Raw genomic sequence first — 22923 nt, forward strand, 5'->3', positions numbered from 1 at the left:
GGGGCTGGGCTCTCCCTGCCCCACCACGACGACGGCCCGGACGCCGCCAGCGTCCGGGGCGTCGTCGTGCGCGGCAGGTCAGAACAGCTGGCGCAGGTTCGCCTTCGCGAGGTCGAGCAGCTTGGTGCCCTTGCCGTCGAGGACGGTGCGCATGGCGTAGAGCGCGAAGCCCTTGGCCTGCTCGAACTCGATGCTCGGCGGGATCGTCAGCTCCTGACGCTCGGTCTTGACCACCAGCAGCGCAGGCCCGTCGTGGGCGAGGAACTCGCGCATCACCGCAGGCAGGTCCGTCGTGTGGTCCGCGCGGAAGCCCTCGATGCCGGCTGCCTCCGCGATCGCCGCGAAGTCCGGGTTCTGCAGGTCCGTCCCGAAGGGGACGAACCCGGCGGCCATCATCTCGAGCTCCACGAAGTTCAGCGAGTCGTTGTCGAACACGAGCGTCTTCACGGGCAGGTCGTTCTGCACGAACGACAGCAGCTCGCCGAGCATCATGGCCAACCCGCCGTCGCCGGCCATCGCCACCACCTGGCGGGCAGGGTCGACCGCCTGGGCGCCGACCGCCTGCGTGACCGCGTTGGCCATGGAGCCGTGGGACAGGGAGCCGATGATCCGGCGGCGCCCGTTCATCGTCAGGTACCGGGAGGCCCAGACCACCGGGGAGCCGACGTCGGGCAGGAACACCACGTCGTCGTCGGCCAGCTCGTCGAGGAGGCGGGCCACGTACTGCGGATGCACGCGTCCGCGTCCCGGGGAGGCCAGCTGGTCGAGGTCCTTGCGGGTCTTGGCGTAGTGCTTGAGCGCCTTGTCCAGGAACGCCGACGACGAGTTCCCGCGCAGCAGCGGCAGCAGGGCCTGGGCCGTCTCCTTCACGCCGCCCACGAGCGGCACGTCCACGGCCACCCGTCGGCCGATCTGCTCGCCGCGCACGTCCACCTGGATGACCGTGGCGTCCTCGGGGTAGAACTGCCGGTACGGCAGGGAGGAGCCGAGGATCAGCAGAGTCTCGGCCTCCTTGAGCGCGTGGTAGCCGGAGGCGAAGCCGAGCAGGCCGGTCAAACCGACGTCATACGGGTTGTCGTACTCGATCCGGTCCTTGCCGCGCAGCGCGTGGACGATCGGGGCCTGCAGGCGCTCCGCCAGGGCCACGACCTCGTCGTGGGCGCCGGCCGCACCCGCGCCGGCCAGGATGGTGATCCGCTTGGACGAGTCCAGGGCCTCGGCGGCCTCGCGCAGCACGGAGTCGGCCGGGATGACGCGGGACGGCGTGTGACGGATCACCTCGGGCTTCGCGGAGAGCTCGGTGAGGGCCACGTCGCCCGGGATCACGAGCACGGCCACGCCCCGCTGCTCGACGGCGGCCCGCATCGCGGTGCGCAGCATGCGGGGCATCTGGTCCGCCGAGGAGACGTGCTCCACGTAGACGGAGCACTCGCGGAACAGGTCCTGCGGATGGGTCTCCTGGAAGTAGCCCGAACCGATCTCCTCCGACGGGATGTGCGCGGCGATCGCGAGCACCGGGGTGCGGGAGCGCTGTGCGTCGAACAGGCCGTTGATCAGGTGGAGGTTGCCCGGACCGCACGAGCCCACGCAGACCGCGAGCTCATCCGTGAGCTGGGACTCGGCGGAGGCGGCGAAGGCCGCGGTCTCCTCGTGCCGGGTGTGCACCCACTGGATGCCGCCGTGGGAGCGCAGGGCCTCGGTCAGCCCGTTGAGGGAGTCCCCGGGCACGCCGTACATGCGGCGCACGCCCGAGGCGTGGAGGGTCTCGACGATGTTCTGGGCGACGGTGGCCACGGTGGAACCTCTCTGGTCGGGAGGCGCCCGGGCCGGTTCGGCAGGGGCGCGGCATTGCCTTCCACGCTAGGGGTCGAGGTCCAGGCCCGGGGAGGGTCGGCCGCCCGCAGAGGGGGCGTCCGGCCTGATCAGCGCAGCAGGTCGCGCTCCACCCAGCGCAGCAGGGACTCGCCCGCCCGCTCGTGGACGTCCTCGGCGTCGCCGATGCCGCGTTCGGCGAGGATCGCCGCCGTCACCACGCCGTAGGGCTTCTCGGGGACGCCGTCGGCGGGCCGCACGTCCATGTGCTCCACGGCGAGTCCGCGCTCGTGCAGCCGGTCGGCCATGGCGTAGTCGCTGCGCGAGTCGCCCGCGGTGAGCCAGCGTTCGGGCACCGGGGTGCCCGCCTCCGCCAGCAGGTCGAAGCAGCGCTCGACGCCCAGGTCCTTGCCGGAGGAGCGGTGCTCGACGTCCACCGAGATCACCGAGGGGGCCACGCGCACCTCCTCGGCGAGTCCGCGCTCGGCGAGCAGATCCTCGACGCGCGCGGCGACGTCGTCGCGCACCCGCTCGTACTCCGTCTGGTCCGCGCCGACCGTCTTCTCGAGGGAGACCATGGCCAGCTTGGTGCGGTCGGTGAACTGCAGGTCCCCGGCGCGCTCATCGTTGAGGGCCCAGATCGCGTCACGGGTGTCCGCGTCGATGGCCATGTCCGGGTCGGTGCGGAGCCAGTCCGGGGCGGTGCCGTCCACGGTGACGTCGGGCAGGTCCCCGGAGGGCACCGCGGAGAACGGGAACCACACGGCGCCCTTCTCGCAGATCGCGTGGAAGGGAGCGTCGTCCGGGAGGCCCGCGTAGCGCAGCGGGGCGATCAGGTTGTGCAGGAGGAAGTCCGTGGAGCGGCCCGTGTTGAAGCCGACCGGCACCCCGCGCCTCGCGAGGCGGACGAGCACGTCGATGATCCCCTCCGGCACGGTCCGGGTCTCGGTGGAGGCCACGGGGGCGTCCACGTCCAGCAGGAGTCCTATCGGGGAGGAAGTGCGCATGCCCCCACCCTAGGCCGCGGTGGCCCATGCCCGCGATGGGCCCGGCGGCTACGCTGACCCTGAGACCCGCCCCGCCCGGGGCACACCCCCGACGATCACCCCACGGGAGCACCCATGAGCACCGCCACCGACCTCGGCCCGTCCCGCAGCCCCTTCGGCCCCGACGCCGCGGCGCGCGTCCCCAGCTCGGGGACGGGGCTGTCCTCGACGGGCGGTCGGGTGGCCATGCTCGTGGTCGTGATCCTCGCGGTCGTGGCCGCGTTCCTGGGCTCCGGCGTCGTCGGCGGCCTGACCCCGGTGGCCGAGGCCGCGGGCGGCTGGCTCGGCCCGGACGCCACCTGGGTGTCCCCGGCGACCCCCGCGTTCGGCATCTGGTCCGTGATCTACGCGGGCCTGCTGGCGTACGCCGTGTGGCAGTTCCTCCCCTCGGCCCAGTCGGCCCGTCACGACCGCCTGCGACCGTGGATCCTGGTCTCGGTGCTGCTCAACGCCGCGTGGATCTGGACGGTGCAGGCCGGGCTGCTGGGGCTGAGCGTCGTGGTGATCGCGTTGCTGCTGGCATGCCTGGCGTGGATCCTGGTGCTCCTCGAATCCGTCCGCGCGCACAGCTGGGGTGAGCGGATCCTCCTGGACGGGGTGCAGGGCCTGCATCTGGGCTGGGTCTCGATCGCCGCCGTGGCGAACCTGGCCGCGTGGCTGGCCTCGACCGGCGTCGTCGGCGATCCGGGGCAGTCCTCCCTCTGGGCGAAGGTGATGCTCGTGGTGGCGGTGCTGATGGGCGCGTTCACGGCCGTGTACAACGGCGGCCGCCCGGCTCCGGCCCTCGCGCTCGCGTGGGGTCTGGTGTGGATCGGCGTCGGCCGCGCGGACGGCACGGGGCTGCTCTCGGGCAGCCTCGCCCTCCTGGCGTGGGGCGGCGCGGCGATCGTCCTGCTGTGCTGGCTGGCCGCGCTGCTGCTCTCCCGCCGGTCCGCGACGGGCGAGGCCCGCGACCTCGTCCTCGACGCACTCGACGGCGGCGGCGACCCCATCGACGGCCGTCGCTGACCCCCGTCGTCATTGACGGAACGGGGACCGATGCTGTCGTGACGTGCGGCAACACCTGTGCCTCCCACATGCGATGATGTGGTGATCCGAAGGCCCCGCCTCACGGCGGGGCCTTCGTCATGTCCCCGTCCCTTCCCTTCCAGGATCCTCGTGCCCCTTGCCCGTCTGCGCGCGGCGCTCCCCGCGGCCGCACTGTCCCTGCTCCTGCTCACCGGCTGCACCGCCACCGACGACGGCGTCACCCCGGCGAGCGATGCCGACACCTCCGCGTCGGTCAGCACGATGCCGACGACGCCCACCCCCTCCGTCGACGCGGCTGCGACGAGCCGTGCCGCTGCGTCGTCGCTGGCCGCCTCCTCCGCCGCGCAGAGCTCGCGCGCCGCGGCGTCGTCCTCGAGCGGGGCTGCCGAGTCGCGTGCCGCTGAGGGCTCCCGCAGTGCTGGACCGGCGGCGCCCGCCGCCCCGGCCGACGTCGAGGGAGACGTGGTCACGGTCGAGTCGATCTCGGACGGCGACACGATCCGCGTGACCCTCGGCGAGGTGTCCACGCGGGTGCGCCTGCTCAACATCGACACCCCCGAGACCCGTCACCCCTCGAAGCCGGTGGAGTGCATGGGACCGGAGGCGACGGCGGCGCTGACGTCGATGATCAGCCCCGGCGACACGGTGGTGCTGCGGTACGATCGCCGGCTCTACGACCGCTACGGCCGCCTCCTCGCCGGCGTGTACGCCGACGGCGTCCTGCTCAACGCCGAGATGGCCCGCCTGGGCTACGGCGAGCCGGCGGTCTTCGACGGCAACGACCGTTTCCTGCCCGAGGTCGAGGCGGCGTGGGAGGAGGCCCGGGCGAACGGCGTCGGCAGGTTCTCCGGGGAGTGCGGCACCGCGGCCGAGCCCATCCCGGAGGCGGCCCCGGCCCCCGCCCCGGAGGCGGCCCCCGCGGCCGGCGACGCGGGGCCGGTGAGCGGAGCCGACTCCGTGTGCCCGGACTCCCACCCGGTCAAGGCCAACGACAACTCGGGCATCTACCACATGCCCGGTCAGCAGCACTACGGCAAGACCAACGCGCGCCACTGCTACGCCTCCGCCTCCGCGGCGCAGGCGGGCGGCTACCGCGCGGCCCGGCGCTGAGGGCCCCGCGCACGACGACGGCCGCCCACCTCGCCAGGTGAGCGGCCGTCGTTGTCGGTGCGGAACGTGCGCTCGGCGCCGCGCCGGGCGCGGTCAGCGGCCCTCGTGGACCGCCCGCAGTTCGTAGCCGCGCTCCTCCACGGCCGTCTGCTTCTCGGCGCGCTTCTCCACCCCGGCCACGTCCTTCGGGGGCAGCTGCACCCGAGCCTCGGCGGGCAGGCCGGCCTCGAGCTGGCGGGCACGCTCCACCTCGGCGTCGACCTCCAGGCCGAGCAGCAGCACGATGTTGAAGATCCACAGGGCGAACAGCAGCGCCATGACCGTGCCGATCGCACCGTACGCCGAGTAGCCGGCGAACTGCGTGAAGTACACGGACAGGGCCACCGCGGCCAGCACCATGCCCACCAGCGCCACGATGTTGCCGGGGCCGAAGAGGTGGAAGCGCGGCTTCTGGACGTTCGGGGTGGTGTAGTACAGGGTCGCGATCAGCACCAGCAGGATCACGACGACGACAGGCCACTTCGCCCACGCCCACACCGGCAGGAACGTGTCCGAGAGGAAGTTCACCACGCCGGTCATGCCGAGCGGCCCGGCGATCGGCTGGAGGAAGCCGTCCACGAGCGAGCGGTTCAGCGCCAGCGAGAGCAGCACGACCACGATGCCCACGATCAGGATGAGCGTGGTGAGCAGGTTGGTCAGCGTCAGCTTCACCAGGCCGCGGCCCTCCTCGTAGCCGTACACCGTGTTGGCCGAGCGGTTGAACGCCTTCACGTACGCGGAGGCGGACCACAGGGCGGTCGCGATGCCGATGATGAGGGCGATGATCCCGCCGCCTGAGCCGGCCGAGTCGCTCATGGTGGTCACCAGGTTCGTGACGAGCGGCTGGTAGTCGCTCGGGACCAGGCCGGTCAGCTCCCCCAGCAGATCGTCGATGGCCCCGCGGTTGGAGGCGAGCACGAGGGACAGGATGGAGAACACGGCCAGCAGGGAAGGAGCCAGCGAGAGCACCAGGTAGTAGGTGAGCTTCGCGGCCAGGTCGGTGCCGCCGTCGTTGCCGAACTCCTTGAGCGCGCGTGTGAGCGCGTACTTCCAGCCGGCGCCGTCGAGCTTCACGCCCTTGAGCCTCTCGGCACGCTGGTCGGGATCGATCTTCGCGGCCTCCAGGGTCGCGTCCACAGGATGAATGGCCACGTCGGTCCTCTCGCGCTCGGGGGCAGGGTGCGGGTCGGGCCCCACGGTAGCGGACGGGTGCCCCGTCCGTCCCGACCGGAGCGGCGCTGGGCCGCGGACCCGGGCGATCAGCACTCGATGACGTTCACGGCCAGGCCGCCGCGCGAGGTCTCCTTGTACTTGGACTTCATGTCCGCGCCGGTGTCGCGCATGGTCGTGATGGCCTGGTCCAGGGTCACCCGGTGCGAGCCGTCCCCCAGCAGCGCCAGCCGGGCCGCGTTGATGGCCTTCACCGACGCGATCGCGTTGCGTTCGATGCACGGCACCTGGACGAGGCCGCCCACGGGGTCGCACGTCAGCCCGAGGTTGTGCTCGATCCCGATCTCGGCCGCGTTCTCCACCTGGTCCACGGTGCCGCCGAGCACGGCGCACAGGGCGCCCGCCGCCATGGAGCAGGCCGAGCCGACCTCGCCCTGGCAGCCGACCTCGGCGCCGGAGATGGAGGCGTTGCGCTTGTACAGGATGCCGATCGCCGCCGCGGTGAGCAGGAACTCGACCACCTTGTCGTCCCGCTCCTGCTGCGTGGCGCCCTCGGGGAGCACGAAGCGCATGTAGTAGAGCATGACGGCCGGGATGATGCCCGCGGCGCCGTTCGTGGGCGCGGTGACGATGCGCCCGCCCGAGGCGTTCTCCTCGTTCACCGCGAGCGCGAAGAGGTTGACCCACTCCATGGCCCACATAGGGTCGGTGCGGTCGGTGGTCTGGAGCAGGTGCTCCCGCAGCGCGGGGGCCCGACGGCGGACCTTCAGTCCGCCGGGCAGGATCGGCTCGGTGCGGGACACGCCGTTGTGGACGCATTCCTCCATGACGGCCCAGATGGCCAGCAGCTGGGTGCGCAGCTCGTCGAGGTCGTGGCGGGTGGCCTCGTTGGCGAGCATGAGCTCCGCGATGCTCAGGCCCGCCTCGTGACAGCGGGCGGCGAGCTCGGCGCCCGTGGAGAAGGGGTACGGTTCGCCGGTGTCGCCGTCGTCGGTGCGGTTGACGTCCTTGGTGGCGTCCAACTCGGCCTCGAGCTCGTCCGAGGTGACCACGAAGCCGCCGCCCACGGAGTAGTAGTCGCGGGTGTGAAGCTGTTCGCCGGCGTCGTCGTAGGCGGTCAGGCGCATGCCGTTCGGATGCCCGGGCAGGGACTCGCGCATGTGCAGCGTCAGGTCCGCCTGCCGGTCGAAGGCGATCTCGTGGCGCCCGTCCAGGGGCAGCCGACCGCCCGTGACGATCTCCTCCACGAGCCCGGTGCAGGCGTCCGGGTCGATGGTCTCGGGGTCCTGGCCGGCCAGGCCGAGCAGCACCGCGGTGTCCGAGCCGTGGCCCACGCCGGTGGCCGCCAGCGAGCCGAACAGCTCGGCGTGCACGCGGGCCGTGCGCTCGAGGACGCCGTGCTGGCCCATGCTGTCCGTGAAGCGGCGGGCAGCGCGCATGGGCCCCACGGTGTGGGACGAGGACGGGCCGATGCCGATCGAGAACAGGTCGAGGACGCTGAGCGCCATGCAGTGCTCCTAGGGTGCGAGCGGGACGCGCGGTGGCCGGGGGTGGGGGCCGGACGCGCGGAGCCGGGTGATCCGGTGCAGACCAGACTAGGGGCACGGGGCCCGGCAGGCCATGGGGTCGCGGGTCGTGGTCCGCGGTGCTCTCCGGCCCGTCGCCCGCCGCACGGTCCGGAGCCGGGAGCGCTCAGAGGATGTTGTCCTTGGACTCCTCCACCTGCGCGGCCGCGCGGAACGCCGTCAGGTCACGCAGATACTCGTCCGCGTGGGGGAACACGGGCCCCTGCCCGGCCACGAGCATGACCCCCTCGAGGGGCTCGAACCGGGAGCGGCCCGCGTGGACGTCCTCACCGGCGTCGACCAGGGTGCGCAGCTGCCACCACGTGGGGGCCATCAGGTTGACCTCGCCGGCCCGGAAGCGGCGCAGCAGCTCGGCGGGGGACGCCCAGCCGTGGCTGGCCGCCTCGGAGGACATCCGCTCGGGGGACTGGCCCTGGGGCAGGTGGACGGCGAAGAAGAACGTGTCGTAGCGGCGCGGGCCCCCGTGCGGGGTGATCCACCGGGACCACGGCACGAGCGCGCCGACGTCGGGGCGCAGCCCCTCGCGGTCGAGCAGCTCCCCGAAGTCCACCTCGTGGCGCTCGACGGCGTCACGCAGCTCGTCGGGGAACGCGGCCACCCGGGCCGGGTCCACGGGGGTGCCGGTGGCCGCGTCGCGGGCCAGGAGCACCCCGGTCTCCTCGAACGTCTCGCGGACGGCGGCGGCGAGCACGCGGCCGGCGCCCTCGGCAGGGTCGAGCTCCGCGAGGGTGCCCTGGGCGCCCACGGGCTCGTGCGGCAGCCCCAGGCGCCGGCCCCAGTCGGCCAGGTCCGTGCCCTCCCACAATCGGTCCGACAGGTCGTCCGCGGGGTCCACGCGGCCGCCGGGGAAGGCCGTGGCGTGGGCGCTGAAGGCCATGGTCCCGGCGCGGCGGACGGTGAACACCGAGGTCTCGCCGCCGGCCCCGGGCCGGACCAGCACGAGGGAGGAGGCGGGCACCGCCGGGACCCGGGGCCGGTCCTCGGCGACCGGCGGGGCGGTGGGCGGGGCGGCGGGGCTCACGGTGCCTCCTCGGTTCGGGCGATCATGGTCCGGACGCACGGGCCGACGACGGCGGCCCCGGCCGCTCCCGCGCGCGGGTCATGCGGCCCGGACGTGCGCGGACCCGTAGTCTGTAGCGTAAGTCACTGTGCTCGGGGCGGAGGCCCCGGGGCGAGACCGCGACCCAAGGAGGAGAGGCCGTGAAGATCCTGGTGCTGGCCAAGCAGGTGCCGGACACGTGGCAGGAGCGTGAGCTGAGCCTGGAGACCGGCTGGGTGGTGCGCGACGGCGCGGCCGAGCCCGTGCCGGACGAGATCAGCGAGCGCGTCATGGAGGTCGCCCTGGGCTGGCGGGACGCCGGCGCGGACATCGAGGTCGTGGCCCTGACGGTGGGCCCCGAGGACTCCTCGAAGACCCTGCGCAAGATGCTGGCCATGGGCGCGGACTCCGCCGTGCAGATCACCGACGACGCACTCGTCGGCTCGGACGCCGTGCAGACGGCTCGCGTGATCGCCGCGGCCGTCGAGAAGGAGGGCGCCGACCTCGTGCTCGCCGGCACGGTGTCCACGGACGGCGGCACCGGCGTGGTGCCCGCCATGGTCGCCGAGCTCCTGGAGCGGCCCTACCTGCCGCACGCCGAGGCCCCCGAGCTGGCCGACGGCGAGCTGATCGGCACCGTGGCGACCTCGGACGCGGACGTGCGCGCCGCCGTCGCCCTGCCCGCCGTGGCGAGCCTGACGGAGAAGACCGCCGAGCCGCGGTTCCCGAACTTCAAGAACATCATGGCGGCCAAGAAGAAGCCGCTCACCGTGCTGTCCCTGGCCGACCTCGGCATCGCCGCGGGCCCGGCCGAGGCCGCCTACCGCTCCGTGATGGTCTCGGCGGACACGCGTCCCGAGCGCGCCGCGGGCGAGAAGATCACCGACGACGGCACCGCCGCCGAGCGGCTGGTGGAGTTCCTCGCGGGTCGGGGGCTCGTGTGAGCGCGAACGTGGAGGAGACCGAGATGACGACGCAGACCGACGCCGCGAACAGCGGTCAGACCGTGCTGGTGCACGCCGAGATCGGCGCGGACGGCGCGCTCCGCCCGGTCGTGGCCGAGCTGCTCGGCGCGGCCGCCACCGTGGGCGTGCCCGAGGCCGTCCTCGTGACCGATGCGGAGGGCAGGGACGCCGCCGTCGCCCGGCTGGGGGAGTACGGCGCCACGCGCGTCCACGTCCTCGTGGCCGACGACGCCGCCACCACCCTCGGCGACGCCGCCGTGCAGGCCCTCGCCGCCGCGGCCGCCCGCTCCGCGCCCGTGGCCGTGCTGCTCTCCGGCAGTCCTGAGTCCCGCGCGGTGGCCGGCCGCCTGTCCGTCCGCGCCCGCGGCCCCGTCTGCGCGGATGCCGTGGGGCTGCGCTGGGCCGACGACGAGGTCATCGCCCGCCACTCCGTGTTCGGCGGCGACTACCTCAGCGAGTCCACCGGCGAGGGCGGCCCCCGGATCATCACCATGCGCCCCGGCGCCGTCGCGGACCGGGCCCCGGCCGTCGAGGCGCCCGAGGTCGTGGAGCTGGCCGCCGCCGAGCTGGGCCCGGTGACCGCCGGCGCCCGGGTGCTCGAGGTGAACGCCCGCACGCAGAACTCCGCCCGTCCGCCGTTGCGCGGCGCCAAGACCGTCGTCGCCGGCGGACGCGGCGTGGGCTCCGAGGAGGGCTTCGCGATCGTCGAGCAGCTCGCCGACGAGCTCGGCGCCGCCGTGGGCGCCTCGCGTGCCGCCGTCGACTCCGGCTACACCGCGGCCGAGCGCCAGGTGGGCCAGACCGGCGTGATCGTGTCCCCGAACCTGTACATCGCCCTCGGCATCTCCGGCGCCATCCAGCACCTGGCCGGCATGAAGACCGCCAAGACCATCGTGGCGATCGACAAGAACGAGGACGCCGAGATCTTCGAGCACGCCGACTTCGGCGTGGTCGGGGACATCTTCCAGGTGGTCCCGCAGGTCATCGAGCAGCTGCGCACCCGCCGCGGCTGAACCGGTGCGGGCGCGGTCCGCTGCGGACCGCGCCCCTCGGACGAGGAGAAGCATGCCCAAGCAGCGAATGGCCGGCTACGTCCCCCTGAAGGGCGCCCCGGCCGAGACCGAGCCCGCCCCCGCCCCGGCGCAGGACACCACGACGGCGGCCCCCGCCCCGGTGGTCGCGCCCGCCGCCCCGGTGGCGCCGACCGCGTCGGCGTCGGCCCTGACGCCCCTGTCCGCGCGACGCCGCATGGCCGGGTACGTCCCGTTCGCCCGCGAGGCCGAGTGGCTCGGCGGTGCCCCCACTCCGGCCGCGGGATCGACCCCGGCCGCCGCCCCCGAGCCGATCGCCGCCTCAGCGTCCCCGACGCGGGCCCCCGCACCCGCGGAGACCGAGCCCGTCGTGCCGGACGTGGCGGCCGCCGTCGCGGCCGCCGCAACCGGTGCGCCCGCCGCGTCCGGGGTGGGCGCGCCCGTGGAGTCCGACCTCGTGCCGCTCGCGGAGCGGCGACGCATGGCCGGGTACGTGCCGTTCGCTCGGGAGGGGGAGTGGTTCACCGAGCTGGCCGCCGTGGGCGCCCCCACCGCGCCGGAGATGGTGGCGCAGGAGGTCGTCGCCGAGCCGGCCACCGCCGAGCCCGCCGCCGCGGCGCCGGCCCGGCCGGTCGTCGCCGAGCCGGCCGATGCGGAACCGGCCGTCGCCGCCCCCGTGGCCGCGGCGTCGGCCCCGGAGCCGGCCCCCACCGCGCCGGACACCCGTTCGGCCCCGCCGGCCTCCGCCGCGCAGCCGCCCCGGGCCGCCCCCGGTGCCGCCCCCGGCACGCCCGCTCGGACCGCGGAGACGGACGCCGCCGAGTCCGCCGTCCCGTCCCGTCTGCGCAAGGCGCTGCCGGCGGTGGCCGGCGTCGTGGTGCTGGCGCTGCTCGCGGTGCTGGCCGCACGCTGGCTGCGGAGCCTGGACCCGGTGGCGGACTTCATCGCGACCTACGACGGGCACCCGGTCCTGCCCGAGGGCACCCCCGAGGGGATGCCCTGGTGGATGGGCTGGCAGCACTTCCTGAACATGTTCCTGATGGTGCTGATCATCCGGACGGGCCTGCAGATCCGTCACGAGACACGGCCTCCGGCCAACTTCACGCCGACGAAGGACGGCCTGTTCTCCGCGCGGGGCAACACCCCGAAGAAGTTCTCGCTCACCATCTGGATGCACCAGGCCCTCGACGCGCTGTGGCTGCTCAACGGCGTGATCTTCGTGGTGCTGCTGATCGTCACCGGCCACTGGGCGCGGATCGTGCCCACGGACCCGCACGTGTTCCAGCACGCCCTGTCCGCCGGCATCCAGTACCTGTCCCTGGACTGGCCCACGGAGAACGGCTGGGTGCACTACAACGCGCTGCAGATGCTCTCCTACGCGCTGGTGGTGTTCGTGGCCGCCCCGCTCGCCGCCCTCACGGGCTGGCGCATGTCCTCGTGGTTCCCCACGGAGGCCAAGGGACTGAACAAGGCGTTCCCCATGGAGGTGGCCCGCAAGGTGCACTTCCCGGTGATGGTCTTCTTCGTGGCGTTCATCGTGGTGCACGTGTTCCTCGTGGCCTTCACGGGCCTGCTGACGAACTTGAACCACATGTACACCTCGCGGGGCGGTGCCACCGACGCGTGGGGCCTCGTGGTGTTCCTCGTGAGCGTGGCGGTCACCGCCGCCGCGTGGTTCTTCCTGAAGCCCGCCTTCACGGCCCCCGTGGCCTCCCGGTTCGGCACCGTGGGCCGCTGAGCCGGCCGCACGACGACGGCCCCTCCTCCTCCCGGGACTTTCGAACGTGATGTCGGGGGAATGAGCGCTTTCGAACGTGAGATAGGCCCTTTCTCACGTTCGAAAGCGCTCGGGTGCTCGGGCGGGCGGGGCGTCAGCTCCGGGCAGCGCGGAAGGTGACCTGCACCTGGACCATCGGCTTGTCGGCCACGGGGACGCCGTCGGCGCCGACCGGCACGAGGTCCACCTCCACGAGGCGCAGGGACCGGCCGGCGTGTCGCACCCGTGTGAGGGCGACCATCTCGCCGTGGCCGGGGCGCACGAACACCACGTGCACGGCCTGGACGTCGTAGCGCACGCGGTCCGGCATGGCCGCCTGCGCGGCGATGACCGCCCGCAGCGTCATGGCCCCGCCGTGGACCGCGCCCGACGGGTTGGCCAGCTCCGGCTTCGGGGCGAAGCGGGCGCCCGCGGTCGCCGCGGCGGCGACGGCGGGGCGCGTGTCCGGATCGGCCGCCGGCAGCGACTCGGGGCGGGCGGCCAGCAGCCCCGGCATGGGCACGCGGGTCTCGGCCCCGCGGGGCAGCCGTCCGGCGGCGACGAACGCGGCCATCCGCTCCGGCGCTCCGGCGGGCACCGACTGGAACCAGCCGGTCGCCTCGACGACGCGACGCCCGTCCGCGTCCTCGAGCCACGCGCGGGCCACGCCGCCGCCGGCATCCCAGGCCAGCGGGCGGGTCCAGCACTCCAGCAGCGGGCCGTCCTCGTCCCCGGCCGTGACCGCCGCCGCGTCGAAGGCGGGCAGCGGGCCGAGCACGTTGACCTGCAGCTCGGTGGTGACCACGGTCTCGATGTCCCGGGCCGCGTGGTGCACGGCCACCGCGGTGGCGTTGTCCATGATCACGGTGGCCGCCGCGCCGGTGGGCCGGCCGTCCAGGTCGAGGCACCATGGGCCGACCTCGAACGCGGCAGGGTTGAGGGCGCCGTCCCGCTCGGTCATCAGCGCGTGGCGGCGGATGCCGAACAGCTGTTCCGTGCGGCCGGAGGGGTGGGAGCGGGGGCCGGTGGGCGAGTCCGCGGTGGGGCTGGTGGTGGTCTGCACGGGGAGCACGCTAGCCCACGGCCCGGCGGCGACACGGCTGATCATTGGATGTCCTATTATCATGGTGATGACAGTCACACCCTGTCGCCGCCCGCGGTGTCACCCCCGCACCACCCCGTCGTGGACCGCCCGCGCGGCCGGCCCGAGCCCCAGGAGGACGAACCCATGTTCCCCATCACCGACGACCAGAAGGCCCTGGTCGACGCCGTCCGCGACTTCGCCGAGCAGCGCGTCGCCCCGCACGCCCTCGACTGGGACGCCGAGTAGCATTTCCCGGTGGACGTCCTCGCCGAGGCCGGCGAGCTCGGCCTGGGCGGCATCTACGTGGGGGAGGAGCACGGCGGCACCGGCCTGGCGCGCACGGACGCGATCCTGATCTTCGAGGAGCTCGCCAAGGCGGACCCGGCCTTCGCCGCCTACATCTCCATCCACAACATGGTCGCCTGGATGATCGACTCCTTCGGCAGCGACGAGCAGCGCGCCCGCTGGATCCCCGACCTCGTGGGCATGGAGCACCTGGCCAGCTACTGCCTCACCGAACCCGGCGCCGGCTCGGACGCGGCCGCGCTGAAGACCCGCGCCGTCCGCGACGGCGACCACTACGTCCTCAACGGCGTCAAGCAGTTCATCTCCGGCGCCGGCTCCTCCGGCTACTACGTGGTCATGTGCCGCACCGCGGACACGGGCGCCCGGGGGATCTCCGCCGTCGTGGTCCACAAGGACACCCCCGGCCTGTCCTTCGGCCCCAACGAGAAGAAGATGGGCTGGCACACCCAGCCCACGCGCCAGGTGATCTTCGAGGACGTCCGCGTGCCCGTGGCCGACCGCCTCGGCGAGGAGGGCGACGGCTTCCGCATCGCCATGAAGGGCCTCAACGGCGGCCGCCTGAACATCGGCGCCTGCTCGATCGGCGGCGGCCTGGCCGCCCTGGACAAGGCCACCCGCTACCTCAAGGAGCGCAGCGCGTTCGGCGAGCCGCTCACCACCAAGCAGGCCCTCGTCTTCGAGCTCGCGGACATGTCCGTGAAGCTGGAGACCGCCCACACGATGCTCATGCGCGCCGCGGACGCCCTGGACCGCAACGACCCGGACACCGTGCGCCTGTGCGCCATGGCCAAGCTCGTGGCCACCGAGTCCGGCTACGAGGCCGCCGACACCGCCCTGCAGCTGCACGGCGGCTACGGCTACCTGCACGAGTACGGCGTGGAGAAGCTCGTCCGGGACCTGCGCGTGCACCGGATCCTCGAGGGCTCCAACGAGATCATGCGCATGATCGTGGGTCGCGGCCTGATCGGCTGACGCCGGGGGCCTGCCCGGTCGCCCGCACAGCACGGCGCCCCGCGGTCACCGCACGTGACCACGGGGCGCAGTCCGTCGGGGCGGGCTCAGCCGAGCTGCAGCGGGTCCACCCCGGACACGGGCTCGAAGTGCCCGGCCACGTCCTCGGCCGAGACGTCCTCGAGCCGGGCCGGGCTCCACGTCGGATCCTTGTCCTTGTCCACGAGCAGCGCGCGGATGCCCTCGGCCATGTCCGGCTCGCGCATCAGGTGGGTGCCGATCGTGAACTCCTGGCGCAGCGCGTCGGCCACGGTCAGGTCCGCCCCGCGCGCGGCCAGTCGGCGCTGGGCCTCGTGGGCCACGGCGACGGCGGTCGGGGACTTGGTGCGGATGGCCTCGGCGGCCTTCCCCGCAGCCTCGGCGTGCTCCCCGCCTGCGGCGGCGCGCTCGTCCAGGGCGGCGAGGACCTCGGCGGCCGTCTCCCGGCCGTAGGCGTCCTCGATCCACTCCCGGTCGGCCACCAGGGCGGAGGCGGGCCGGGCGTCCTCGGCCACCGCGAACCGGGCCAGCACCTCGTCGGCGGCGGCGAAGGCGGCGTCGTCGCGCGCGCCCGCGTCCGCGGCCGAGCCGAGGGCGCCGAGCGCCGCGGCGAGGGCCTGCTCGAGCTCGTCCAGCCGGGCGGACTCCACGAAGACGTCCGCCAGGCCCAGGGCCACCGCGTCGGACCCGGAGGCGTGCGCCGAGGTCGCGGCCAGGTGCCGGCCCGCCTGGAAGGGCGCGCGGGCGAGGTGGAAGGAGCCGCCGACGTCGGGGGTGAACCCGATCGCCGTCTCGGGCATGCCGGCGCGCGTCCGCTCGGTGGCCACGCGGTGCGAGCCGTGCGCGGACACGCCCATGCCGCCGCCCAGGACGATGCCGTCCATGAAGGCCACGTACGGCTTGGGGTAGGTGGCGATGCGCTCGTTCATCGCGTACTCGTCGCGGAAGAACTCCTCGGCCTCCGCGAACCGCCCGGCCAGGAGCGAGGAGCGCAGGGAGACGACGTCACCGCCGGCGCACAGTCCCTTCTCCCCGGCGCCGCGGATCAGCACGCCGCGCACGGCGGGGTCCGCGGCCCAGTCGGTCAGGGCCGCGTCGATCGCCCGGACCATGTCCTGCGTGAGCGCGTTGAGGGCGCGGGGCCGGTTGAGGGTGATGCGGCCGAGGCCGTCGCGGACCTCGAGGAGCACTTCGTCCGCCGCCCCGTCCCGTGCGGCCGTGGGGGCCGTCGTCGCCGTGGTCTGCGCGCCGCTCATCGGTGCTGCCACCGCGCCTCGCGCTTGGCCGCGAACGCGTCCATGCCCTCCTTCTGGTCCGCCGTGGCGAACGCGGCGTGGAACACGCGGCGCTCGAAGGCGATGCCCTGGGCGAGCGTGGTCTCGAACGCGGCGTTGACGGCCTCCTTGGCCATCCAGGAGGCCGGCTTGGACTTGGACGCGATGGTCGCGGCCACCTCCAGCGCCTCCTCGAGGGCCTTCTCGTCGGCCACCACGCGGGAGACGAGCCCGATGCGCTCGGCCTCCTCCGCCCCGATCATGCGGCCGGTGAGGATCATGTCCATGGCCTTCGCCTTGCCCACGGCGCGGGTCAGGCGCTGGGAGCCGCCCATGCCGGGGATGACGCCGAGGTTGATCTCGGGCTGGCCGAACTTCGCGCCCTCGCCGGCCACGAGCACATCGGCCATCATGGCCAGCTCGCAGCCGCCGCCGAGGGCGTAGCCGGTCACGCACGCCACGATGGGGGTGCGGGCACGGGTGAGCCCGTCCCAGCCGGCGAACCAGTCGGCCGCGTACATCTCGGAGAACTCCTTGGTGGCCATCTCCTTGATGTCCGCGCCGGCGGCGAACGCCTTGGGGGAGCCGGAGAGCAGGATCGCCCCGATCTCCGGGTCGGTGTCCAGCTCCTGCACCGCCGCGACGACAGCACGCATCGTCGCCTCGTTCAGCGCGTTCAGGGCCTTCGGCCGGTTCAGGCGGATGTGGCCGACCCGGCCCTGCCGCTCCACGATGATCGGCGACTCGGCGCCGTCCGGGGTGGTCTGCTCGCTCATGCCTCGCTCCTGTCCGTGTGTGATGCTCGGATGTCCTCGATGATGCCGGAAAAGTCGCGGGCGGCGCCTTCTCCGGCGGCGTACTCGGCGTATTTGGCCTGCGCGAGGCGCCCCAGGTCGGCCGCCACGCCCTGCTCGTCCAGGGCCGCGAGCGCGAGCCCGAGGTCCTTGGCCATCAGGGCGCCGGCGAAGCCGGGCTGGAAGTCCCGGTTCGCGGGGGAGCCGGGGACGGGGCCAGGCACCGGGCAGTTGGTGGTCAGGGACCAGCACTGCCCGGAGGCCTTGCTCATCACGTCATACAGGGCCTGGTGCTGCAGGCCCAGGCGCTCGCCCAGGACGAAGGCCTCGGCGACGGCGATCTGCGTGACCCCCAGCACCATGTTGTTGCAGATCTTCGCGGCCTGGCCCAGGCCGGCGGCCCCGCAGTGCACGATCCGCGCGCCCATGACCTCGAGCAGCGGCAGCACCTCGGCGTACACCTCGTCCGAGGCGCCCACCATGAAGGCGAGGGTGCCGGCCTCGGCGCCCACCTGGCCGCCCGAGACCGGCGCGTCGGCCGCCCGCATGCCCGCCGCCTCCGCCGCCGCGGCCGCCTCGCGGGCCTCGGCGACGTCGATGGTCGAGCAGTCCAGGAACACGGTGCCGGGGCGGGCGGCGGCGAGCAGGCCGCCGTCGCCGTCCTCACCCCGGTAGACGTCCAGCACCAGGCGTCCGTGGGGGAGCATGGTCAGCACGACGTCGGCCTCCGCGGCCGCCGCGGCCGTGTCCGTGACGGTCTCGACGCCGGCCGCACGGGCCTTCTCGAGGGCCTCGGGGACGAGGTCGAAGCCGAGCACGCGGTGGCCCGCGGCGGCGAGGTTGGCGGCCATGGGGCCGCCCATGTGGCCGAGGCCGAGGAACAGAACGGTGGTCATGGGGTCCTCCTGGTCGGGACGGGCTGCGGGGCGGTCACGAGCCGGCCGGCATCACGAAGCTGGCGCCCTCGCGCACGCCGGAGGGCCAGCGCGTGGTGACGGTCTTCGTCTTGGTGTAGAACTTCAGCCCGTCCGTGCCGTGCTGGTTCAGGTCGCCGAAGCCGGAGGCCTTCCAGCCGCCGAAGGTGTAGTAGGCGATCGGCACGGGGATCGGCACGTTCACGCCGACCATGCCGGTGTCCACGCGGGTGGAGAAGTCGCGGGCGGCGTCGCCGTCGCGGGTGAAGATGGCCACGCCGTTGCCGAACTCGTGCTCGTTCACGAGCGTGAGCGCCTCCTCGTAGTCCTTCGCGCGGACCACGGAGAGCACCGGGCCGAAGATCTCCTCGCGGTAGATGCTCATCTCCGGGGTGACGCGGTCGAACAGGGTGGCGCCCACGTAGAAGCCGTCCTCGTGGCCCTCGACGACGACGCCCCGGCCGTCCTCGACCAGGTCGGCGCCCGCCTCGACGCCGGCCGCGATGCAGCCCTCGATGCGCTCCTTCGCGTCCTTCGAGACGACGGGGCCGAAGTCCGAGGACGCCTCGAGCGACGGGCCGACCCTGAGGTCCTTCACGCGCTCGCGGAGCAGCGCGATCAGGCGGTCGGCGGTCTCCTCGCCGACCGGGACGGCCACGGAGATCGCCATGCAGCGCTCGCCGGCGGAGCCGAAGGCGGCGCCGACCAGGGCGTCGGCGGTCATCTCGAGGTCCGCGTCCGGCATGACCACGGCGTGGTTCTTGGCCCCGCCGAAGCACTGGGCGCGCTTGCCCATGCGGCCGGCGTGGGCGTAGATGGACTGCGCGATCGGGGTGGAGCCGACGAAGCCGACGGCCTTGACGCGCGGGTCCTCGATGAGCGCGTCCACGGCGGCCTTGTCGCCGTGCACCACGTTGAGGGCGCCGGCGGGCATGCCGGCCTCGAGGGCCAGCTCGGCCAGGCGCACCGGGACGGAGGGGTCGCGCTCGGAGGGCTTGAGGACGAAGGCGTTGCCCGCCGCCAGGGCGATGCCGGCCTTCCACAGCGGGATCATCGCCGGGAAGTTGAAGGGCGTGATGCCCACGGCCACGCCGAGCGGCTGGCGGATGGAGTGCACGTCGATGCCGGTGCCCGCGTCGGCGGTGAACTCACCCTTGAGCAGGTGCGGGGCGCCCGCGGCGAACTCCACGACCTCGATGCCGCGCTGGATGTCGCCCTTGGCGTCCGGGAAGGTCTTGCCGTGCTCCTGGGCGAGCACGGTGGCCAGCTCGTCCATGTTCTCGTTGATCAGGTCGACCCAGCGCAGCAGGATGCGGCCGCGGCGCTGCGGGTTCAGCCTCGACCACGCGGCGAAGCCCTCCTCGGCGGAGGCCAGGGCGGCGTCGATCTCCTCGGCGGAGGCCAGCGGCACGCGCCCCGCCACGCCGCCCGTGGCCGGGTGGTAGACGTCGCCGTGCCGGCCGGAGGCGCCTTCGCGCCGCTCGCCGTGCACGAAGTGGGGGATCACGGGGGCGGTCTCGGTGGGCGCGGTCTTCTCGGACATGGGGGCTCCTCGCGGGTCCAGGCGGAAGGCGGACGCCGGGCGGCGCCGCCCACGGCGGGCGTGACGGGCCCGGCTGTGCGTGTGATCTGGGTTACTCTTCCGCTAATCTAGGATGAGAACGTAGGACATGCAACTATCGAACTCGGGGGGTATCCCGAGGAGGAAGGGAGGGTCCGTCCATGGACCTGTCGAACCAGAGCGCGATCGTCACCGGCGGGGCCTCGGGCCTCGGCCATGCCACCGCCCGCCGCCTGGCGGACGCGGGCGCCGCCGTCGTGGTGGTCGACCTGCCGGACCGCGAGGGCGAGACCGTCCGTGCCGACGCCGTGGCCGCCCTCGGCCCCCGCACGCGCTTCGTGACGGGCGACGTCACCGCCGAGGACACCGCCCGGGAGGCCGTGGCCGCCGCGCTGGAGGCCGGGCCGCTGCGGGTGCTGGTCAACTGCGCCGGCGTGGCGACGCCGGGCAAGCTCGTGGGTCGCGACGGGCCGCTGTCCACCGAGGTGCTGAGCCGGGTCCTGGCGATCAACGCGGTCGGCACCGTGTCGATGATGGCCCAGGCCGCCGCCGCGATGAAGGCGCAGGAGCCGCTCGGCGAGGACCGCGGCGTCATCGTCAATACCGCCTCCGTGGCGGCCTACGACGGGCAGATCGGCCAGATCGCGTACTCCGCCTCCAAGGGCGCCGTGGTCGCGCTGACCCTGCCCGCGGCCCGCGAGCTCGCCTCCTCGCAGATCCGCGTGGTCACGATCGCCCCCGGTCTGATGGAGACGCCCATGATGGCCGGCCTGCCCGAGGCCGCCCGCGAGGCGCTGTCCACCAAGACCCCGCATCCGGCCCGCCTCGGCCGGCCCGAGGACTACGCGCTGCTCGTCGAGCAGATCGTGTCCAACCCGTTCCTGAACGGCGAGGTCATCCGGCTCGACGGCGCCGTGCGCCTCGAGCCCCGCTGAGTCGGACGGTCCGGAGGCCGGAGGGCGCGTCAGGAGGAGGTGTGCTCCGCCGTCGCGGGCGCGCCGGCGTCGGGGCCGTCGGCCTGGAAGTCGCCGGCCTCGGCGCGGAACCGGCCGAGGACGTCGATGAGGGTGTCCACGTCCGCCGGACCGAAGCCGGAACGGCCGAAGACCTCGGCGTTGAGCGTCTCCGTGGCGGCGACGGCGACGCGCCGGCCCTCGTCCGTGAGGGCGAGCACGAGCGCGCGGCGGTCCGACTCGTGGGGTGTGCGCTCCACCAGCCCGGCGGCCTCGAGCCGGTCCACCGCATTGGTCACCGAGGTGGGGTGGACCTGCAGGAGCGCGGACGCCTTGGACATCCGCATCCGCTTCTCGCGCGAGAAGTTCAGCAGCGCCAGCAGCTCGTACCGCGCGAAGGTGAGCCCGTAGGGCTTGAGCGCGGCCTGCGCCCGACCCAGCAGGATCTGCTGGGCCCGCATGATCGAGGTGATGGCGGCCATCGGGCGGGCGACGTCACCCCATCCGTGACGCTCCCAGTTCCGGGCGGCCTCCCGGATGGGGTCCTGGGCGAGGGGTGGCTTCTTCATGGCGCTCCAGACTAGCGGCGCACCGGGGGTCCCCCGCCACCGCCGGACACGGACGGGGCGGTGGCGGGGAACGGCCGGTCAGCGCTGCAGGTCCAGGTCCTCCTCCCGGAACTCGGTGCCGTAGCCGTCCGGGGCGGCGCCCGTCTGGGCGCGCTCGACCTCGGCCTTGCGCAGCTCCACGCGGCGGATCTTGCCCGAGATGGTCTTCGGCAGCTCGAGGAACTCGATGCGGCGGATGCGCTTGTACGGGGGCAGCTGGGTGAGCGTGAACCGCAGGATCGCCCGGGCGGTCTCCGCGGTGGGCTCGTGGCCCGGGGCGAGGGTGACGAAGGCCTTCGGCACGGCCAGGCGCAGCTCGTCCGGGGTGGGGACGATCGCGCCCTCCATCACGGCCGGGTGCTTGACCAGCACCGACTCCAGCTCGAACGGGGACACCTTGTAGTCCGAGGACTTGAAGACGTCGTCCGCGCGGCCCACATAGGTCAGCACGCCGTTCTCGTCGCGGCGGGCGATGTCGCCGGTGTGGAACACGCCGTCGCGGAACACCTCGTCCGTCTTCTCCTGGTTGCCGTAGTAGGACTTCAGCAGGCCCACCGGACGCGGGTCCAGGCGCAGGCAGATCTCGCCCTCCTCGGCCTCCTGGCCCGTGAGCGGGTCGAGCAGGGTGACGTCCATGCCGGGCAGCGGGCGGCCCATGGAGCCGATGACGACCTTCTGGCCCGGGGTGTTGGCGATCTGCAGGGTGGTCTCGGTCATCCCGAAGCCGTCGCGGATCGTGGTGCCCCACGCCTTGTGCACCTGGTCGATCACCTCGGCGTTGAGCGGCTCGCCCGCGGAGATGGTCTTGGTCGGCGGGGTCGTCAGCTGCGCCAGGTCCGCCTTGATGAGCATGCGCCACACGGTGGGCGGGGCGCAGAAGCTCGTGACGCCGTAGCGCTCCATGTTGGCCATCAGGGCCGCGGGGTCGAACTTGCGGGCGTTGTGCACGAAGATCGTGGCCTCCGCGATCCACGGGGCGAAGAAGTTGGACCACGCGTGCTTGGCCCAGCCCGGGGAGGCCACGTTGAGGTGCACGTCGCCCGGCTCCAGACCGATCCAGTAGAGCGTCGTGAGGTGGCCGACCGGGTACGAGGTGTGGGTGTGCTCCACGAGCTTCGGCTTCGAGGTGGTGCCCGAGGTGAAGTAGAAGAGCAGCGTCTCGTCGGCGGGGGTCGGCTCGGCCGGGGTCAGCTCGGTGGCGGCGTCGTCGGCGTCGTCGTAGGAGAGCACGGTGTGGCCGGCGACCTCGGGGGCGCGGCGCGCCGGGCCCTCCGCGAAGACGCCCGGCACGTGCACCAGGTGCAGGTCCTCGCCGACGCCGGCGAACTTGGCCAGGTCCTCGGCGCCGGCCACGGCCCACGCGGCGCCGGCGCGCGTCACGCGGTCCTCGAGGTCCCCGGAGGTCATCTGCGTGGTGGTGGGCACCATGACCACCCGCAGCTTGATGCAGGCGAGCATGAACTCCCACAGCTCCACCTGGTTGTTCAGCATCAGGATGAGGCGGTCGCCGCGGCGCAGGCCCTGCGCGGAGAGCCAGTTCGCCACCCGGCTGGAGGCCGCGGAGAGCTCGGCGAAGGTGCGTTCGGTGCTGCGCCCGTCGTCCTCGGCGATGATCAGCGCCGGCACGTCCGCGCGGGCCGGGTCCTGGGCCAGGCGGTCGAACCAGTCGAAGCCGAAGTTGAAGTGCTCGAAGCGGGGCCACTCGAACTCGGCGCGGGCGCGCTCATAGTCGGTCTGGCACTCGACCAGCAGGTCGCGGGCCGCGCGGAACACCTCCGTCGGTGACGGGGCGGCGACGGCGGTGGGGTCCTGGACGGTCATGGGTCCCTCCTCGGGATGGCTGCTGAACGGATCCT

General features: G+C 73.5%; 18 protein-coding genes and 1 pseudogene. 7 read left to right on the forward strand and 12 right to left on the reverse strand.

Annotated features, from left to right (window positions below; genetic code table 11):
• Positions 1-78 precede the first annotated feature (78 nt).
• On the reverse strand, positions 79-1794 hold the full coding sequence (poxB, locus tag ACFI33_RS04460) for a ubiquinone-dependent pyruvate dehydrogenase (protein WP_127435287.1): 1716 nt from the start codon (positions 1792-1794) through the stop codon (positions 79-81).
• 128 nt (positions 1795-1922) lie between these two features.
• Positions 1923-2819 (reverse strand): HAD family hydrolase, encoded by an 897-nt coding sequence (locus tag ACFI33_RS04465; protein ID WP_127435286.1) that lies wholly within the window; start codon positions 2817-2819, stop codon positions 1923-1925.
• A 114-nt stretch (positions 2820-2933) separates the two neighbouring features.
• On the opposite strand from ACFI33_RS04465, the gene ACFI33_RS04470 reads away from it, so the two are divergent.
• Together ACFI33_RS04470 and ACFI33_RS04475 are read left to right on the forward strand one after the other, a co-directional pair.
• A complete protein-coding gene (locus tag ACFI33_RS04470) occupies positions 2934-3866 on the forward strand; it encodes a TspO/MBR family protein (RefSeq protein WP_127435285.1) in 933 nt (310 codons plus the stop codon).
• A 150-nt stretch (positions 3867-4016) separates the two neighbouring features.
• On the forward strand, positions 4017-4997 hold the full coding sequence (locus ACFI33_RS04475) for a thermonuclease family protein (RefSeq protein ID WP_127445806.1): 981 nt from the start codon (positions 4017-4019) through the stop codon (positions 4995-4997).
• Positions 4998-5090: 93 nt separating this feature from the next.
• Here the strand turns inward: ACFI33_RS04475 and ACFI33_RS04480 are convergent, their stop codons facing one another.
• From ACFI33_RS04480 to ACFI33_RS04490, 3 genes are all read right to left on the reverse strand, one after another.
• A complete protein-coding gene (locus tag ACFI33_RS04480; protein ID WP_227717929.1) occupies positions 5091-6188 on the reverse strand; it encodes a YihY/virulence factor BrkB family protein in 1098 nt (365 codons plus the stop codon).
• Between the two features lie 107 nt (positions 6189-6295).
• Entirely contained in the window at positions 6296-7714 is a 1419-nt protein-coding gene (locus tag ACFI33_RS04485) for an L-serine ammonia-lyase (protein ID WP_036384036.1), read from the reverse strand.
• A 184-nt stretch (positions 7715-7898) separates the two neighbouring features.
• A complete protein-coding gene (locus tag ACFI33_RS04490) occupies positions 7899-8813 on the reverse strand; it encodes an NUDIX hydrolase (protein WP_462623775.1) in 915 nt (304 codons plus the stop codon).
• A gap of 179 nt (positions 8814-8992) precedes the next feature.
• Here ACFI33_RS04490 and ACFI33_RS04495 point away from each other — a divergent pair, with 179 nt between their 5' ends.
• From ACFI33_RS04495 to ACFI33_RS04505, 3 genes are read left to right on the forward strand one after another with little or no spacing between them, the layout of a single operon-like run.
• Positions 8993-9775: an electron transfer flavoprotein subunit beta/FixA family protein gene (locus ACFI33_RS04495; RefSeq protein WP_061867548.1), complete on the forward strand. Its 783-nt coding sequence runs from the start codon at positions 8993-8995 to the stop codon at positions 9773-9775.
• On the forward strand, positions 9772-10809 hold the full coding sequence (locus tag ACFI33_RS04500) for an electron transfer flavoprotein subunit alpha/FixB family protein (RefSeq protein WP_098093697.1): 1038 nt from the start codon (positions 9772-9774) through the stop codon (positions 10807-10809). The genes ACFI33_RS04495 and ACFI33_RS04500 overlap by 4 nt, the downstream gene beginning before the upstream one ends.
• A 52-nt stretch (positions 10810-10861) precedes the next feature.
• Positions 10862-12565 (forward strand): cytochrome b/b6 domain-containing protein, encoded by a 1704-nt coding sequence (locus tag ACFI33_RS04505; protein WP_462623776.1) that lies wholly within the window; start codon positions 10862-10864, stop codon positions 12563-12565.
• A gap of 133 nt (positions 12566-12698) precedes the next feature.
• On the opposite strand, the gene ACFI33_RS04510 is transcribed toward ACFI33_RS04505, so the two are convergent.
• Complete coding sequence (locus ACFI33_RS04510) at positions 12699-13646, reverse strand: PaaI family thioesterase (protein ID WP_462623777.1); 948 nt, start codon at positions 13644-13646, stop codon at positions 12699-12701.
• 165 nt (positions 13647-13811) lie between these two features.
• Between ACFI33_RS04510 and ACFI33_RS04515 the strand changes: the two are divergent.
• Positions 13812-14945 (forward strand): annotated as a pseudogene (locus ACFI33_RS04515) (acyl-CoA dehydrogenase family protein).
• Positions 14946-15031: 86 nt separating this feature from the next.
• On the opposite strand, the gene ACFI33_RS04520 reads toward ACFI33_RS04515, so the two are convergent.
• Genes ACFI33_RS04520 through ACFI33_RS04535 form a run of 4 tightly spaced genes read right to left on the reverse strand, consistent with a single transcriptional unit; the run spans position 15032 to position 19488 of the window.
• Complete coding sequence (locus ACFI33_RS04520; protein WP_206452087.1) at positions 15032-16219, reverse strand: enoyl-CoA hydratase/isomerase family protein; 1188 nt, start codon at positions 16217-16219, stop codon at positions 15032-15034.
• The gene (locus ACFI33_RS04525; RefSeq protein ID WP_060974190.1) at positions 16216-17013 is read right to left on the reverse strand and encodes an enoyl-CoA hydratase; all 798 of its coding nucleotides are present in this window, start codon (positions 17011-17013) and stop codon (positions 16216-16218) included. Before ACFI33_RS04525 ends, ACFI33_RS04520 begins: the two co-directional genes overlap by 4 nt.
• The gene (gene mmsB, locus ACFI33_RS04530; protein WP_041102792.1) at positions 17010-17927 is read right to left on the reverse strand and encodes a 3-hydroxyisobutyrate dehydrogenase; all 918 of its coding nucleotides are present in this window, start codon (positions 17925-17927) and stop codon (positions 17010-17012) included. The genes ACFI33_RS04525 and mmsB overlap by 4 nt, the downstream gene beginning before the upstream one ends.
• A gap of 34 nt (positions 17928-17961) precedes the next feature.
• Positions 17962-19488 (reverse strand): CoA-acylating methylmalonate-semialdehyde dehydrogenase, encoded by a 1527-nt coding sequence (locus ACFI33_RS04535; protein ID WP_051995285.1) that lies wholly within the window; start codon positions 19486-19488, stop codon positions 17962-17964.
• Positions 19489-19667: 179 nt separating this feature from the next.
• Between ACFI33_RS04535 and ACFI33_RS04540 the strand changes: the two genes are divergently transcribed.
• Complete coding sequence (locus ACFI33_RS04540) at positions 19668-20441, forward strand: SDR family NAD(P)-dependent oxidoreductase (protein WP_036316150.1); 774 nt, start codon at positions 19668-19670, stop codon at positions 20439-20441.
• Between the two features lie 29 nt (positions 20442-20470).
• Here ACFI33_RS04540 and ACFI33_RS04545 read toward each other — a convergent pair whose 3' ends face one another.
• Together ACFI33_RS04545 and ACFI33_RS04550 are read right to left on the reverse strand one after the other, a co-directional pair.
• The gene (locus tag ACFI33_RS04545; protein WP_036316148.1) at positions 20471-21028 is read right to left on the reverse strand and encodes a MarR family winged helix-turn-helix transcriptional regulator; all 558 of its coding nucleotides are present in this window, start codon (positions 21026-21028) and stop codon (positions 20471-20473) included.
• 78 nt (positions 21029-21106) lie between these two features.
• Positions 21107-22888 carry an AMP-binding protein gene (locus ACFI33_RS04550; protein WP_036316146.1) on the reverse strand — a complete coding sequence of 594 codons (1782 nt, stop codon included), beginning with the start codon at positions 22886-22888 and terminating at the stop codon, positions 21107-21109.
• Between the last annotated feature and the right edge of the window lie 35 nt (positions 22889-22923).

Source organism: Micrococcus sp. PSi08 (assembly GCF_054960655.1).

Bases quoted from the DNA above. Each gene is read 5' to 3' on its own strand.
- mmsB (WP_041102792.1), bottom strand. From the start codon at position 17,927: ATGACCACCGTTCTGTTCCTCGGCCTCGGCCACATGGGCGGCCCCATG.
- ACFI33_RS04545 (WP_036316148.1), bottom strand. From the start codon at position 21,028: ATGAAGAAGCCACCCCTCGCCCAGGACCCCATCCGGGAGGCCGCCCGG.
- ACFI33_RS04465 (WP_127435286.1), bottom strand. From the start codon at position 2,819: ATGCGCACTTCCTCCCCGATAGGACTCCTGCTGGACGTGGACGCCCCC.
- ACFI33_RS04520 (WP_206452087.1), bottom strand. From the start codon at position 16,219: ATGAGCGGCGCGCAGACCACGGCGACGACGGCCCCCACGGCCGCACGG.
- ACFI33_RS04540 (WP_036316150.1), top strand. From the start codon at position 19,668: ATGGACCTGTCGAACCAGAGCGCGATCGTCACCGGCGGGGCCTCGGGC.
- ACFI33_RS04550 (WP_036316146.1), bottom strand. From the start codon at position 22,888: ATGACCGTCCAGGACCCCACCGCCGTCGCCGCCCCGTCACCGACGGAG.
- ACFI33_RS04535 (WP_051995285.1), bottom strand. From the start codon at position 19,488: ATGTCCGAGAAGACCGCGCCCACCGAGACCGCCCCCGTGATCCCCCAC.
- ACFI33_RS04505 (WP_462623776.1), top strand. From the start codon at position 10,862: ATGCCCAAGCAGCGAATGGCCGGCTACGTCCCCCTGAAGGGCGCCCCG.
- ACFI33_RS04525 (WP_060974190.1), bottom strand. From the start codon at position 17,013: ATGAGCGAGCAGACCACCCCGGACGGCGCCGAGTCGCCGATCATCGTG.
- ACFI33_RS04485 (WP_036384036.1), bottom strand. From the start codon at position 7,714: ATGGCGCTCAGCGTCCTCGACCTGTTCTCGATCGGCATCGGCCCGTCC.
- ACFI33_RS04470 (WP_127435285.1), top strand. From the start codon at position 2,934: ATGAGCACCGCCACCGACCTCGGCCCGTCCCGCAGCCCCTTCGGCCCC.